General features: G+C 72.5%; 13 protein-coding genes. 10 read left to right on the forward strand and 3 right to left on the reverse strand.

Annotated features, from left to right (window positions below; all coding sequences use genetic code 11):
• Positions 1–654 precede the first annotated feature (654 nt).
• The 7 genes from HEK131_RS16215 to HEK131_RS16245 all read left to right on the forward strand — a co-directional run bounded on the left by HEK131_RS16215 (position 655) and on the right by HEK131_RS16245 (position 7,105).
• Positions 655–2,220, forward strand: a complete 1,566-nt coding sequence (locus tag HEK131_RS16215; RefSeq protein WP_217462178.1) for a cytochrome ubiquinol oxidase subunit I — start codon at positions 655–657, stop codon at positions 2,218–2,220.
• Between the two features lie 23 nt (positions 2,221–2,243).
• A complete protein-coding gene (gene cydB, locus HEK131_RS16220) occupies positions 2,244–3,278 on the forward strand; it encodes a cytochrome d ubiquinol oxidase subunit II (RefSeq protein WP_217462179.1) in 1,035 nt (344 codons plus the stop codon).
• A gap of 440 nt (positions 3,279–3,718) precedes the next feature.
• The gene (moaA, locus tag HEK131_RS16225) at positions 3,719–4,726 is read left to right on the forward strand and encodes a GTP 3',8-cyclase MoaA (protein WP_217462290.1); all 1,008 of its coding nucleotides are present in this window, start codon (positions 3,719–3,721) and stop codon (positions 4,724–4,726) included.
• Positions 4,727–4,775: 49 nt separating this feature from the next.
• Positions 4,776–5,057, forward strand: coding sequence for a DUF6457 domain-containing protein (locus HEK131_RS16230; RefSeq protein ID WP_308409210.1), 282 nt, complete (start codon positions 4,776–4,778; stop codon positions 5,055–5,057).
• Entirely contained in the window at positions 5,054–6,265 is a 1,212-nt protein-coding gene (locus HEK131_RS16235) for a molybdopterin molybdotransferase MoeA (RefSeq protein WP_217462180.1), read from the forward strand. The genes HEK131_RS16230 and HEK131_RS16235 overlap by 4 nt, the downstream gene beginning before the upstream one ends.
• Before the next feature lie 52 nt (positions 6,266–6,317).
• The gene (locus HEK131_RS16240; protein ID WP_217462181.1) at positions 6,318–6,593 is read left to right on the forward strand and encodes a MoaD/ThiS family protein; all 276 of its coding nucleotides are present in this window, start codon (positions 6,318–6,320) and stop codon (positions 6,591–6,593) included.
• A 59-nt stretch (positions 6,594–6,652) separates the two neighbouring features.
• Positions 6,653–7,105 carry a molybdenum cofactor biosynthesis protein MoaE gene (locus tag HEK131_RS16245; protein WP_244335848.1) on the forward strand — a complete coding sequence of 151 codons (453 nt, stop codon included), beginning with the start codon at positions 6,653–6,655 and terminating at the stop codon, positions 7,103–7,105.
• 10 nt (positions 7,106–7,115) lie between these two features.
• Here the strand turns inward: HEK131_RS16245 and HEK131_RS16250 are convergent, their stop codons facing one another.
• Complete coding sequence (locus tag HEK131_RS16250; protein ID WP_217462183.1) at positions 7,116–7,757, reverse strand: DUF1345 domain-containing protein; 642 nt, start codon at positions 7,755–7,757, stop codon at positions 7,116–7,118.
• A 114-nt stretch (positions 7,758–7,871) separates the two neighbouring features.
• Between HEK131_RS16250 and HEK131_RS16255 the strand changes: the two genes are divergently transcribed.
• Positions 7,872–9,626 (forward strand): FUSC family protein, encoded by a 1,755-nt coding sequence (locus tag HEK131_RS16255; RefSeq protein ID WP_244335849.1) that lies wholly within the window; start codon positions 7,872–7,874, stop codon positions 9,624–9,626.
• 27 nt (positions 9,627–9,653) lie between these two features.
• Here HEK131_RS16255 and HEK131_RS16260 read toward each other — a convergent pair whose 3' ends face one another.
• Both HEK131_RS16260 and HEK131_RS16265 read right to left on the reverse strand, forming a co-directional pair.
• Positions 9,654–10,043 (reverse strand): NUDIX hydrolase, encoded by a 390-nt coding sequence (locus HEK131_RS16260; protein WP_244335850.1) that lies wholly within the window; start codon positions 10,041–10,043, stop codon positions 9,654–9,656.
• 104 nt (positions 10,044–10,147) lie between these two features.
• Positions 10,148–10,735, reverse strand: a complete 588-nt coding sequence (locus HEK131_RS16265) for a thioredoxin domain-containing protein (RefSeq protein ID WP_217462186.1) — start codon at positions 10,733–10,735, stop codon at positions 10,148–10,150.
• 150 nt (positions 10,736–10,885) lie between these two features.
• Here HEK131_RS16265 and HEK131_RS16270 point away from each other — a divergent pair, with 150 nt between their 5' ends.
• Together HEK131_RS16270 and HEK131_RS16275 are read left to right on the forward strand one after the other, a co-directional pair.
• Positions 10,886–12,913, forward strand: coding sequence for a SpoIIE family protein phosphatase (locus tag HEK131_RS16270; RefSeq protein WP_244335851.1), 2,028 nt, complete (start codon positions 10,886–10,888; stop codon positions 12,911–12,913).
• 127 nt (positions 12,914–13,040) lie between these two features.
• The gene (locus HEK131_RS16275; RefSeq protein WP_244335852.1) at positions 13,041–14,954 is read left to right on the forward strand and encodes a glycoside hydrolase family 5 protein; all 1,914 of its coding nucleotides are present in this window, start codon (positions 13,041–13,043) and stop codon (positions 14,952–14,954) included.
• Positions 14,955–14,958 lie beyond the last annotated feature (4 nt).

Below are 14,958 nucleotides of genomic sequence, written 5' to 3' on the forward strand. Positions count from 1 at the left end.
ATCTCCTCGAATCCGGGACGGGCGGACGGCGGCTGCGGCCGGCGGGGTCAGCCCGGCGGGGGAGTCCGGGGGGCGGGTGCCGCACCGCTGTGCCGCGTCAGGTCCCGCACTGTTCCTCCCGTGCCTAGTCCGAGATTCGTGAATCCGAATCCCGCTGCCTGAGCATTTTCTTTGATTCCGCGGACGAAAGTCAAAGAGGCCATTTCGATCACGCGATAGGTACCGCTTATCTTCCGCATCTGCCCGCCCCCGGAGCATCTCACATTCTTCCCGGCGGACGGATTCCCGCCTGCCGCCGAGGGCGGCCGGACCACTCCCCCACTGTGACAAGCACGCCCCGGACCAGGCACAATGCGGGTGAGGCAGGCGGCTCGACGCGCCCCTCGGAGCAAGGATAAGTACCACCTATTACTCGATCGACCACCCCTCTTTGACTTGGACGGGAAATTGGTCGACGCTGAACGACGGACAGCAATCGAGCATTCACCGCCGCAGGAATAACGACCACGGGCGGGGCAATGCTTCACCCCCGGACGCGACCCGCACAAGATGTCGCATTCAGGGTGATTTCCGACATATTCACATTCACCCTCCGGCGGTGACCCGCGCTTCCCTGGCGCGAGCGGCGCCCGCGGAGTTGAGGAGAGACCTGCCGTGGACCTGGCATTGGCCCCGGACACCATCGCGCGATGGCAGTTCGGGATGACCACCGTCTACCACTACCTGTTCGTGCCCCTCACCATCAGCCTGGTGGCGATCACGGCGGGACTGGAGACGGCGTACGTACGCACGGGTAAGACGAAGTACTTCCACGCCACCAAGTTCTGGGGCAAGCTCTTCCTGATCAACATCGCCATGGGTGTCGTCACCGGGCTGGTGCAGGAGTTCCAGTTCGGCATGAACTGGTCCGCCTACTCCCGCTTCGTGGGCGACGTCTTCGGCGCACCGCTCGCGCTGGAGGCCCTGCTGGCCTTCTTCTTCGAGTCCACCTTCATCGGACTGTGGATCTTCGGCTGGGACAAGCTGCCCAAGAAGATCCACTGCGCGTGCATCTGGATGGTCTCGATCGGCACGATCCTGTCGACGTACTTCATCCTCGCCGCCAACTCCTTCATGCAGAACCCGGTGGGCTTCAGCCTGGACAAGGCGCACGGCAAGGCGCATCTGACCGACATCGGCGCGGTGCTCTTCCAGAAGCTCAACCTGGTGGTGGTCGCCCACACGCTGACCGCCGCGTTCCTGACCGGCGCCGCCTTCGTCATGGGCATCTCCGCCATCCACCTGTACCGCGCCGCCCGGCGTCAGCGTCGCGGCCGGCCCAACGACCTCAAGCAGGTCGCGGCCATGCGCACCTCGCTGCGCCTCGGTCTGGTGCTGGCCGTCGTCTTCGGTCTGGGCACCGCGATCAGCGGTGACAAGCTCGGCGAGGTGATGTTCGAGCAGCAGCCGATGAAGATGGCCGCCGCCGAGGCGCTGTGGGACAAGGAGGCACCCGCCCCCTTCTCCGCGTTCTCCGTCCCGGACGTCGAACACCAGCGCAACAGCGTCGACATCCAGGTCCCCGGCCTGCTCTCGTTCCTGGCGCACAAGGACTTCCACTCGGCGGTCCCCGGCATCAACGACACGGCCAAGGCCGAGGCGGCCGCGTACGGCGGCTCCCCCGCCGAGTACATCCCGAACGTCCCCATGACGTACTGGGGCTTCCGGGCGATGATCCTGTTCGGCATGACCTCCTTCAGCCTGGGCGCGGCCGGACTCTGGCTGACGCGGCGGAAGTTCTGGGTCGCCCCCGAGCACCGCACCGGCTCCTTCGACGTGCCCCGCCTGATGCTCACCAGGAACCGCGAGCTCGGTCCGGTGATGAGCGGGCTGGCCTGGCGGGCCGGCATCTTCACCCTCGCCTTCCCGGTGATCGCCAACTCCTTCGGCTGGATCTTCACCGCGATGGGCCGTCAGCCCTGGGCCGTCACCGGCCTGCTGCGCACCGTCGACGCGGTCTCCCCGAACGTCTCGCTCACCGAGCAGCTCATCACGCTGATCGGCTTCAGCCTGCTCTACATCGCGCTCGCCGTGGTCGAACTCAAGCTGCTGGTGAAGTACGCGGGCGGCGGGCCGGTCACCTCCGAGCGGCCACCGCTACGGGACATCAAGCTCGGCGGCGCGTCGACGCTCGAAGGCGCCCCCGGGGACGCCGAAAAGCCGCTCGCCTTCGCCTACTGATCAGTTAGAGAGAGTCCGGAACCGTGCATCTCCATGACCTCTGGTTCTTCGTCATAGCCCTGCTGTGGGTCGGGTACTTCTTCCTCGAGGGCTTCGACTTCGGCGTAGGCATCCTGACCCGCGTGCTCGCCCGCGGGGAGACCGAGCGCCGTGTCCTGCTCAACACCATCGGCCCCGTCTGGGACGGCAACGAGGTGTGGCTGGTCACCGCGGCCGGCGCCACCTTCGCCGCCTTCCCCGACTGGTACGCCACGATGTTCAGCGGCTTCTACCTGCCGATGTTCGTCATCCTGATCTGCCTGATCCTGCGTGGCGTGGCCTTCGAGTACCGGCACAAGCGCGACGGTGAGCGCTGGAAGCGCAACTGGGAGGCGATCGTCTTCGTCACCTCGCTGGTGCTGGCCTTCCTGTGGGGCGTGCTGTTCGCCGCCATGGTCCACGGCCTGCCGATCGGCGCCGACCACGAGTACCACGGCGGCCTGTCCGAGCTGGTCCAGCCGTACTCGCTGCTGGGCGGTGTGACCACGACCGTGCTCTTCACCTTCCACGGCGCGGTGTTCGCCTCGCTGAAGACGGTGGGCAGCATCCGGCACCGGGCGCGGCATCTGGCCCAGAACGCCGGTGTGCTGACCGTCCTGCTGCTGCTCGCCTTCCTGACCTGGACCCAGGTCGAGACCGGCAACGTGCGCAGCCTGGTCGCCGAGGCGGTCGCCGTCCTCGCGGTGCTGGTGTCGCTCGGCTTCAACTTCGGCGCCCGCGAGGGCCGGGCGTTCATCGCCTCCGGGCTGAGCGTGGTGGCGTCCACCGCGATGCTCTTCCTCGCCCTGTTCCCCGAGGTCATGCCGTCCAGCCTGAACCCGGACTGGAGCCTGACCGCGACCAACGCGGCCGCCGGCTCGTACACGCTGGGGATCATCACCTGGGTCGCCGGGTTCGCCACCCCGCTGGTGCTGCTCTACCAGGGCTGGACCTACTGGGTGTTCCGCAAGCGGATCGGCGTCCAGCACATCCCCGTCAGCGCGCACGCCCACGCACCGGTCCACCGCGTCGCGCCGTGAACACCCGACGCGCCATGACGTGCCGCGCCCTGCGCCGTCTCTCCCGTGCCCGCGCCGAGCGCGCGGGCCGGGGGGAGGCGGCCGACGGCGTGGCGATGTCCGCCGTCCGGGCCGCCGACCGAGATGATCATCGGAGTGTGTCCCGGCCGCGCAGGCGTCGCCGAAGCGTCTCGCCGCGGCCGCGCCTGGTCGAGCCCGGCGGCGTCCCCGGCGCCGGCCGGGCGGTCCGCGGCATGTGGCGCGGGGTACGGCCATCGGGCGACGGGCCCGCGCTCCGGGCACCGGTGCGGGGGCCCGGAGCACGCACGACACGTCCGGACGACCGCCGCCCGGCGGAGGAAGACCGCACACCGTACGACCGCCTACCGGCAGCACAGGAAGAAGGCAGGCCCGTGTCCCGACCGCTCACCGACCAGCACAGCGACACCGCCGTCACCGGTATGCGTCGGGGCGTGGCCCCACAGCCGCTGGTGGACCGCTTCGGCCGTGTCCACACCGATCTGCGGCTGTCCCTGACCGACCGCTGCAATCTGCGCTGCACCTACTGCATGCCCGAGGAGGGCCTGGCCTGGCTGCCCAAGGACGAGCTGCTCAGCGACGACGAGATCGTCCGCCTGGTCGGCATCGCCACCGGGCGCCTGGGCATCACCGAGGTCCGACTGACCGGCGGTGAGCCCCTGGTGCGCCGGGGCCTGCCCGGTCTGATCGCCCGCATCTCCGCCCTGGACCCCGCGCCCGACCTGTCCATCACGACCAACGGCATCGGGCTCGCCCGTACCGCCGTCGCGCTGCGGGAGGCCGGGCTCGGCCGGGTCAACGTCAGCCTGGACACCCTGCGCCCGGAGCGCTTCGCCGCCATCACCCGCCGCGACCGGCTCACCGACGTGCTGGAGGGGCTGCGCGCGGCCCGCGCCGCCGGTCTGGACCCGGTCAAGGTCAACGCCGTGCCGGTGCGCGGGGTCAACGACGACGAGATCGCGGACCTGACCGCCTTCGCCGTGGACAACGGCTACCGGATGCGGTTCATCGAGTCGATGCCGCTGGACGCCCAGGGCGCCTGGGAGCGGGAGAAGATGGTCACCGCCGCCGAGATCCTGGACCGGATCGGCGAGCGTTTCTCCCTGACCCCCGTGCCGCGTGAGGACAACGCACCGGCCGAGGAGTGGCGGATCGACGGCACCGACTCGGTCGTCGGTGTCATCGCCAGCGTCACCCGCCCGTTCTGCGGCAACTGCGACCGGGTGCGGCTCACCGCCGACGGACAGTTGCGCAACTGTCTGTTCGCCACCAAGGAGTCCGACCTGCGCGCCCTGCTCCGCGCGGGCGCCGACGACGACGCGCTGGAGGCCGCGTGGCGCTCCTGCATCGCCGTCAAGGGCCCGGGCCACGCCATCAACAGCGCGGACTTCCGCCGTCCCGACCGGCCCATGTCGGCCATCGGCGGCTGAGCCCCGTACCGAAGAACCCGGTACCGACGCCCCCGGTACCGACGACGACGTGAGGATCGAAGAAGTGAACCGGATGCACGAATGGATCGCGGCGGCCAAGGCCGAGCTGGGCATCGACCTCGATGTCGACATCGCCGAGCTGCTGGACATGACCAAGGTGGTCGCGCACGAGGTGGCCCGCCCGGCCGCCCCGATCACCTCCTTCCTGGTCGGCTACGCCGCCGCGCTCCAGGCCGGCGGCGCCGGCACGGTGTCGGAGGCGAACCGCAAGGTGACCGAGCTGGCCGAGCAGTGGGCCGCCGAGCGTGAGAACGGCGCGGCGGCGCTATGACCGGCCTCCCGGCACACCACCCCTCCTGGCAGCGGGCCCGGTCCCTGGCGCGCGCCGCCGCCGGGAACCCGCTGCCCGGTGTGCCGCGCACCCTTGAGGACGCGCTCGGCCACGCGCTGGCCGAGCCGCTGACCGCGCTCACCGATCTGCCGCCGTTCGCCACCTCCGCCATGGACGGCTGGGCCGTGTCCGGTCCGGGCCCCTGGCAGTTGGGCGGGCGGGGCGTGCTCGCGGGTCAGCAGCCGGAGCCGCTCGCGCCCGGCACCGCAGTACCGATCGCCACCGGCGCGCCGCTGCCGCCGGGTGCGAGCGCCGTACTGCGCCGCGAGCACGGCGAGGTGGAGCGGTCCACGAGCCTGCTCCACCTCGCCGCCCCCACCGCCGGGCCGCTCCCCGAGGGCCACGACGTGCGCCCGCGCGGGCAGGAGTGCCGCAGCGGTGAGCCGCTGCTCCCCGCCGGTACCAGCGTCACGCCCTCGGTCCTTGGGCTGGCTGCCGCGAGCGGCTACGACCGGCTGGTGGTGCACCGCCGTCCCAGCGTCGAGCTGTTCGTCCTCGGCGACGAGCTGCTGGACAGCGGGGTGCCGCGTGGCGGCCGGGTCCGCGACGCGCTGGGCCCGCTGCTGCCGTCCTGGCTGCGCGGTCTGGGCGCGGAGGTGATCGGCCGGCATCGCGTCGCCGACCGCCTCGAGGAGCTGCGGGAGGCCGTGGCCCACTCCCCCGCCGACGTGGTGATCACCACCGGCAGCACGGCGGCCGGACCCGTGGACTTCCTGCACGAGACGCTGCGGCTGCTGGACGCCCGCATGGTCGTCGACTCCGTCTCGGTACGGCCGGGGCACCCGATGCTGCTGGCCGAGCTGCCCGCCGCGGAGGACGGCCGCGTCCGCCGCCTGGTCGGGCTGCCGGGCAACCCGCTGGCCGCCGTGGCCGGTACGGCCACCCTGGCCACCCCCCTGCTGCGCGCGCTCGGCGGCCACGCCGACCCGGAGCCGCACAGTGCCGTGACCGCCGAGGCGCTGCCCGGCCATCCGCGCGACACCCGGCTGCTGCCGGTGCGCCGCGCGGGCACCGGGGTGGCGCCGCTGCCGTACGACGGCCCGGCGATGCTGCGCGGACTTGCTCTCGCCGACGCGCTGGCCGTGGTCCCGCCCGGCGGCGCGGCGGCGGGAGAGGCAGTGGAGCTGCTGCCGCTGCCCACCGGCTGACCGGGACCCCATCCACCGAAGAACGACCGACCCCTCGAAGAAGGCGCAGGACATGGAGACGATGACGGCACCCGCGGGCACCATCCGCTACTGGGCGGCGGCCAAGGGGGCGGCAGGCACGGCGGAGGAGTCCTACCGGGCGGGGACCCTCGCCCAGGCACTGGAGCAGGCGCGGTCCCGCCACGCCGACCGGCCGCGCTTCGCGCAGGTGCTGAAGGTCTGCTCCTTCCTGGTCGACGGCGACCCCGTCGGCGTCCGCGACCACGCCTCGGTCACGCTGCGGGACGGTGCCACGGTCGAGGTGCTCCCGCCCTTCGCCGGCGGCTGACCGAGCCCGCGTCCGCCGTTCCTCCCCTGTTCCCCCGCACCCGGAAACCGGATCACGCCATGTCGCTGCACACCTCCCCGAACCTGCTCCCCTCCCCCGTCCGCCTGCTCGGCCTGCGCGAAACCCCGCTCTCCCTCGACGAGGTGTACGCGGCGGTCGGTGACGACGCCGCCGGCGGCACCGCGCTGTTCGTCGGCACGGTCCGCGACCACGACGGCGGCAAGTCCGTCTCGTCCCTCGAGTACAGCGCGCACCCCACCGCCGAGCAGGAGCTGCGCCGGGTGGCCGAGGAGATCGCGGCCGAGTTCCCGGTGCGCGCGCTCGCGGCCGTGCACCGGACGGGCCTGCTCGCGATCGGGGACGTCGCGGTGATCACCGCGGTCTCCTGCCCGCATCGCGCCGAGGCGTTCGCGGCGTGCCGCAAGCTGATCGACACCCTCAAGCACGAGGTGCCGGTCTGGAAGCGGCAGATCTTCGCGGACGGCGCCACGGAGTGGGTCGGCGCCTGCTGACGGGCCCGGCTCAGCCGGTGACGACGCCCGCGACCAGGTTGATGGTGGTGGCCAGCACGCTGATGCCGAAGAGGTAAGACAGCAGACAGTGCCGGAGCGCCACCGCGCGGATCAGCGGGCTGGACACGCTGGTGTCGGAGACCTGGTAGGTCATGCCGAGGTTGTAGCTGAAGTAGAAGAAGTCCGGGTAGGCGGGCGCCAGATCGGAGTTGAAGTCGATGCCGCCGTGCGCCGGGCCGTAGTACAGGTAGGCGTAGCGGGTCGTGTACATCAGGTGCAGCGCGGCCCAGGCCATGAGGACGCCGAGCAGCGCGATGGCCGCGGCGGCGCCGGTGTCGGTGTTGGAGCGGTGAGCGACCAGCATCAGCACGATGCCGCCGAGCCCGCACAGCGAGACGCCGACGACCACGAGTTCGTCCAGCGCCGGCCGGAAGTCCTCACGGCGGGCGTTGGCGTGGGTGGCGTCGGCGTCCATGGGCCACATCACGATCCAGCCGGCGACCACGAAGACGGTGCCCACGGCGGCGATGCCGGACAGGATGGCGAGCGGTGCCGGATGGCCGGTCAGGCCGACGGCAAGGCCGACGATCGCTCCGACGACGAGAGAGCCGCCGAGCCTGGGAACCGCGGAAACCGGTAGCCACGTGCTCATACGCCCTCACGCTACCCCCATCCGCCGCTTCCGGCCCGGCAGATGACACCGGGCGCCTGACGGGGCGCACAAGTCGATCAGGACTCGGGCGGGGTCAGGTGGTATACACCGAGCATGCCCCTTTCGCGCCGTTCCTCCCCCGCCGATACCGGCGGCGGACGCCGGTGGGACACCTCCGGTCTGGCGCATGTGCTCTTCCCGCGCGGGGTGCTGGCCCTCCAGCGGGTGGACGGGGCGTTGTTGTTCGCGGTGCGCGCGGCGCTGGCCATGGCGCTGGCGGGCCTGCCGGTCGTGCTGGCCGGACGGCCCGATCTCGCGGTGTACGGGATGCTCGGGGCGTTCACGACGACGTTCGGCCGGAATCTGCCCTACCGCCGCCGGGCGCGGGTGCTGGGGTGGGTCGCGCTCGCCATGACGGCGTGCGTGGGTCTCGGTTCGGCGCTGGCCTCGGTGGCGCGTCCGTGGTCGAGCGTGGCCGGCGCGGCGGTGGTGGTCGCGGCGACGGCGCTGGTGGCGGGCGTGTGCAAGTACGTGTGCGACGCGACCGGGCTCGGCGGGCTGGGCGCGATCCTGCTGCTGTTCTCCTTCGCGGTGTCCGCCAACGCCACCACCACGCCGGGCGAGGTGCTGCCGCGCGCCTGTCTGGCCGCGGCCGGGTCGCTGATGGCGTGGGCGCTGGCCCTGCTGGGCCGCCTGGTCCATCCCGAGCGGCCTCAGCGGCTGGCGGTGGCGGCCGCGCTGCGCCAGCTCGCCGAGCTGCTGGACACGGCGAGGGGCGGGGTGGGCCGGTCCCGGCACCGGGCGACGGCGGCGGTGCTCCAGGCGTACGACTCGCTCGGACTGGCGCCGCCGACCACCTCGAAGCGCCCCGGTGAGGACAACACCTGTGTGCGGTTGACCGACCTCTCCTGGTCACTGCTGATCGACTCCACCCGTGGCACCCCGGTCGACCCGCCGGAGCTGGCCCGGCTGCTGCGCAGGCAGGCGGGCATGCTGGCCGACCGGCACCAGCGGTATCCGCAGGTGCTGTCCGACCTGGCCGCGTACTCCTCCCTGCCCCGCGAGCCGGGCCGCCGCTTCTCGCCGCGCGCGCCGGTGCCGGACGATCCGGCGGCCCGGCGGGCCTGGGTGCTGGTGCGGGGGCGGCCCGGCGGGCGCAAGCCGGCGTCGGTGCTGCTGGTGCCGGCGCTGCGGATGGTGCTGGGCACGCTGGTGGCGGGCGGGGCGGCGCTGGCGCTCGGTCTGGGGCACGGCTACTGGGCCGCGATCTCGGCGGCGGCCGTGCTGCACTCGGTCAACGTCCGCACCACGGTCCAGCGGGCGGTCCAGCGCACCCTGGGCACGGCCCTCGGCCTGATGATCGCCCTCGGGGTGCTGGCCGGTCATCCGGAGCCCGTGCTGCTGGCGCTGGTGATCGTGGCGCTGGAGTTCCTGATGGAGTACATGGTCGTGCGCAACTACGGCCTGGGCGTCGTCTTCCTGACCCCGCTGGCGCTGCTGCTGAGCGATCTGGCCGACCCGGAGTCTCCCGAGGAGCTGATCGTGGACCGGGGCCTGGGGAGTCTGCTCGGTATCGCCATCGGGCTGGTGTGCGCGCTGGTGGTGGTGCACGACCGGGCGGCGGTGCGGGTGGAGCGGGCGCTCGCGCAGTGCACCGAGGCGACCGAGCGCGCCGAGCGGGCGCTGGCGTTCCGCTCCCGGCCGCCGCACCCGGTGATCCCGGTCCATCTCGCCGTCACCGTGGTGGAGTTGCGCGAGGCGGACGACGCGGCGGCGGGCGAACTGCTGTCGGCGGGCATCGACCCGGCGGCGCTCGCGGCGGCCGAACAGCGCGCCTATCTGCTGCTGGCCCGGCTCCTCCACCACTGACCGTGACTCCCGTGTGCGGGTGGGCTCTCAGACGGGTCTGTGGCCCTGGAGGTAGGCGCGCACGGCCGGGGGCAGCGTGTCCTGCTCGGCGTCCTCGAAGGAGACCCAGCGGATCTGCCCGGCGGGGAGCGAGGCCCCGCTCGAGGGCGAGTCGGTGAGCAGTTGGCACACCACGGCCGGGACGGCGTCCGGGGACTCCCCCTCCGGCGGGCCGAGCGGTTCGGTGCCGTCGACCAGGTAGCCGGTGAGTTCATGGACGACGCGCTCGGCGGTCGCGCCCGGCGTCTCGGCCGGCTGGGCGGCACCGGAGGGCAGCGTCCAGGCGGCGCCCTCCCCCTGTGTCACCAGCAGCAGTCGTCCGTCGTACACCGCGACCGCCCGCACCGTGCCGCCGTCGGCCTCCCGCTCGAACGTCATGTGCCGCCCCTCCGTTGCGCGCCCGCCGGACGCGCGTCGACCGCCCGGCCCGACGGCCGGACGGTCGTTCCCTACCCAGCGGCCGGGCCGCGCACCCGGTGCGGTCAGGATGTCTTGATCGCGGCGAGGAACTTCTGCGGGTCGGTGTCCACTTCGCCCTCGACCGTGGTGACGGGGATGTTCTCCTTGTCGTACCAGACGGCCGGGGTGCCGGGCAGGCCGAAGGTCTCGAAGGTGGCGATGGACTCTCCGGCCCAGGTCAGATAGGTCTCGTCGGAGACCTTGCTGTCGAAGTCGTCGGAGCGCAGGCCGTCCACGTCACCGGCGACGGACAGCAGCACCGAGCCCTGGGAGAACTTGTCGTCGCCGGGCGGGAAGGGCTGGTGGTCGAAGAGGGCGCCGAGGTACTCGACGAACTGCTTCTGCCCCTCGTCGCTCGCGGCGGCGAGGGCGCTGAGCGCGCGCTGGTCGCCGTTGCCGCCCACGGTGTCGTCCATCGTCCCGGCGAAGTGGAACTTCACCGCGTACTTTCCGTCGTCGGCACCCTGCCGGATCGTGTCGAGCAGGGTCTTGGCCATACGGGCGGAGGCACGGTCGCGCATCTCCAGGAAGACCTGGAGCACGTGCGGCGCGGAGAGGTCGCCGTAGTACAGCGTGGTGCCTTCCTTGCCCGTCGTGTTCGCGGGAGTCATGTCACGAGCTTGGCACAGATGGGCCGGGGGCACGAACGGTGCGCGCGGGGCCCGGTCCGCACGACATGGTGCCGCTCGCGGGCGCAGTCTGGAGGGGTGAACACATCGCAGAACAGGGCTGCGGATCGGGGTCGTGACCTGGACAGGGCCGTGCTCGACGCGTTGTTCTCCGACTCGCCGCACCCGCTGTACGTGCTGGACGGCGCGCTGCGGCTCGTGGGCTACAACGACGCGGCCGCCGACTTCGGCGCGCTGCCGCTGGACGGTGCGCTGGGCCGCCCGCTGGAGCAGTGGGCGACCGGTCTGCACCACGCGCCCGTGGAGGCCATGCTGCACGAGGTCCTGGCCACCGGGGAGCCCCGGCGGGACGTGGAGGTGGCCGGCCGGGCCACGCCGGAGGCGCCGGACCGGGTGCTGGCGCTGTCCGCGTTCCGGCTGCGGGACGCGGCCGACGGGATGCCGGGGGTGGCGCTGAGCGTGGTGGACGCCACCGACCGGCACCGGGCGCGGATCCGGCTGAGCGTGCTGCGGGAGGCGAGCGCCCGGATCGGCACCAGCCTCGACACGGTGCACACCGCGCAGGAGCTCGCGGACATCAGCGTCCCCGACCTGGCCGACACGGTGGTGATCGACGTACTGGACGCGGTGCTGCGGGGCGATGTGCCGGACGTGGGTTCCCTCGGCCAGGATCTGCTGCTGCGCTGTGCCGGGTACCGGTCGGTCCACGCGGCGAACGGGCACCGGGCGGTGGAGGTCGGCTGTGTGCTGGAGCCGGGTCTCACCTCCCGTTACAAGGAGGTGCTGACCGAGCGGCGGCCGGTGCTCATCACCGAGCACGACGCACTGGAGAGCGGGTCCGCGCCCCGCACCGGGCAGGAGGTGGCGCAGGAGAACGGCGCGCACTCGAAGATGGCGGTGCCGCTGGCCGCGCGGGGCGGGGTGCTGGGCCTGGCGCGCTTCTACCGCGGCCGGGGCTCCGCGCCTTTCACCGAGGACGACCTGCGGCTGGCCACCGAGCTGACCCGGCACACCGCGCTGTGCCTGGACAACGCGCGCCTGTACACCCGGGAGCGGTCGGTGGCCCGCATCCTCCAGCTCAGCCTGCGGCCGGCACACGTGCCGGGGCACAGTGCGGTGGCCACGGCGCACAGCTATCTGCCGAGCAGTACCAGCGGGGACTGGTTCGACATCATCCCGCTGTCCGGGGCGCGGGTGGCGCTGGTCGTCGGGGAGCCGCCCACGCGGGGTATCCGGGCCGCCGTCACGATGGGCGGTCTGCGGGCCGCGATCGGCGCGCTGGCCTCGCTCGACCTGCCGCCCGAGGAACTGCTGGAGCGACTGCACGACCTGGTGGGCAGGCTGGACTCGGAGGAGTCGCGGCACCCGGACGAGTCCCTGGACAGCCTGCGCGCGGGCACCTGCTGTCTGTACGCGGTCTACGACCCGGTGGCACGCCGGTGCACGGTGGCCAGCGCGGGCCACCCGCCGCCCGCCGTGGCCCGGCCCGGCGAGCCGGTGACCTTCGCGCACATCCCGGTCGGCCCGGCCCTGGGCCGGGGCGCGCCCCGCTATCACGCGGCGCACTTCGACGTGCCCGCGGGCACGCTGATGGTGCTGTGCAACCCGGTGCTGCTGCGGGACGCCAGCCCGGACTCCGGGGACCAACTGGCCAGGCTCACCACGGCGTTGTGCCCGCAGGACCGGCCGCTGCCGGACATCTGCCACGACCTGCTGCACGATCTGGCACCGCACCACCCGGCCGACGACGGTGTGCTGCTGGTCGCCCGCACACTCACCCTGGGCGCCGACAAGGTGGCCTCCTGGTCACTGCCGAACGAGCCGCAGGCGGTCTCCCTCGCCAGGGAACGCACCGACGACCGGCTCGGCCACTGGCACCTGCCGGACCTGGCGTTCACCGCGGCCCTGGTGGTCAGCGAGCTGGTCACCAACGCGGTCCGCTACTCCGAGGGGCCCATCCGGCTGCGCCTGGTCCGCGACCAGGGCCTGATCATCGAGGTCACCGACGACAGCAGCACCGCACCGCAGTTGCGTCAGGCCGAGGACGACGACGAGCACGGGCGCGGTCTGACGATCACCTCCCAGCTCACCGAGCGCTGGGGCACGCGGCGGGAACACCGGGGCAAGACCATCTGGGCCGAACTCGCCCTGCAAAGCTGAGAGTTGGGGTGTGAACGGCTGTGACGCGATCGGCTGTGCGACGCCTTCCGCGACGGGTGCGGCGTGGTGGACACTGCGCTCCACGCATTCCGTGATCCCACCCCCATCACAGCCGAGGGCCGCCCCCATGCCGACCGCACCCCGTTCCCTGCGTCTGGCCGCCACCGCCGCCGGGTTACTGCTCGCCTCCGCCATGACCATCACGGCACACGCCGCACCCGCACCGAGCCCGGTGCCGGTCGCGCACCCGGCCACGCAGGCGGCCGCCGACTGGTCCGCCCCGCTCTCCACACAGGGCCGGTACATCGTGGACGCCCGGGGGAACCGGTTCCGCCTGAAGGCCGCCAACTGGGACGGCGCGCAAGGGTCCTGGAACGGCAGCGGCAGCACCGCCGACCCGGCGAACCACCACGCGGGCCAGGACGCGCACGACATCCCGCTCGGACTCGACCGGGTGCCGCTGCCCCGACTGCTCTCCGACTTCCGGGAGTTGGGCGTCAACACCATCCGGCTGCCGTTCTCCAACGAACTGGTCCACCGCACGGCCCCGGTGCCGGACGCGGCGGTGACCGCCAACCCAGCTCTGCGCGGGAAGACTCCGCTGCAGGTGTACGACGCCGTGGTGGACGCGCTCAGCCAGGCGGGGTTCGCGGTGATCCTGAACAACCACACCAACACCTCGCGCTGGTGCTGCGGTGTCGACGGCAACGAACGCTGGAACAGCGGCCAGTCCACCGGAGCGTGGGCCGACGACTGGGTGTTCATGGCCCGGCGCTACGCCTCGGTGCCCGGCGTGGTCGGCGCCGACCTCTACAACGAGGTCCGCAGGGACATCCTGGACGATCCCAACTGGGGCCTGGGCGACGAGCACGACTGGTACGCGGCCGCCCGGACGGCCGGCGACCGCATCCTGACCGAGGCCAACCCCCGGCTCCTCATCGTGATCGAGGGCATCAACTGGACCGGCCTCCCGGTGGACGGACTCCCCCACGGCCGACCACAGTTGTCCCCGGCCCGCACCCTCTCCCACACCCTGGTCGACTCCCACAAGCTGGTCTACTCGGCCCACTTCTACGGCTACACGGGTCCCAGGCACAGCGGTGCCACCGGCATCGGCGAGACGCACGACGCCCGCTACCAGGACCTGTCCCGCGACGAGCTGAACGCGGCGCTCACCGACGAGGCGTTCTTCGTGGAGGAGTCGGGCCGCCACTACACCGCGCCGGTGTGGATCAGCGAGTTCGGCGCCGGGGCCGGGGAGACCAACCCGGTGACCCGCGCCTGGTTCGGCAACATCACCGACTACTTCACCGACCACGACGCCGACTTCGCGTACTGGCCGCTGGTCGGCTTCGACGGGCACGACGACTGGGCGCTGCTGCGCTACGACGAGGGCGGTCACCGCTCCGGCCTGCTCGACTCCGGCGACTGGCGGGCCACGGCCTGGCGGCACCTGATGGACACGCCGGGGAAGTCGGGTCCGGTGCCGGCGGCCCCAGTGTGGAAGATGCTGGACACCGACCACGGGGACGCGGTGGAGTCGCTGCGGGTGCGCGGCACCGGCGACTGGGACCCGGGTGCCTACAAGGCGGCCTGCCCGGACGGGCTGCGGCTGATCGGGCTGAGCCACACGGGCGGGCGCGGGCTGTGCACGGACGCGGGGGCGACCGATCCGCGCGCGGCGGACGGCGCGCAGACCGTCGTCAAGGACGAGCGGTTCGTCTCCGGCGGCGACTGGGCGGGCGGCTACACCAAGTTCCAGTGCCCCTCAGGTGCGTTCCTGATCGGCTACGGCCTGCGCGGTGAGCGGGTGTCGGCGGCGCTGTGCGCTCCGGGCCGGACGGCGTTGGCGGGCAACGGGCGGACCGTGTGGTTCGACCGCTCGGACAACCGGCCCTCGGACGGCGCGGGCGGTGACTTCGCCCAGGGCGCGTACAAGGGGCAGTGCGGGGTGGGCGAGTACGCGGCCGGGATCGCCTTCACCACGCGGCTGGGCGCCCGGCAGGGTCCGGCGGCGCTGCTGTGCCGGACCCTGCCGTAGCGCG

Origin of the sequence: Streptomyces seoulensis, from assembly GCF_022846655.1 — a bacterium.
Classification (GTDB): Bacteria; Actinomycetota; Actinomycetes; order Streptomycetales; family Streptomycetaceae; genus Streptomyces.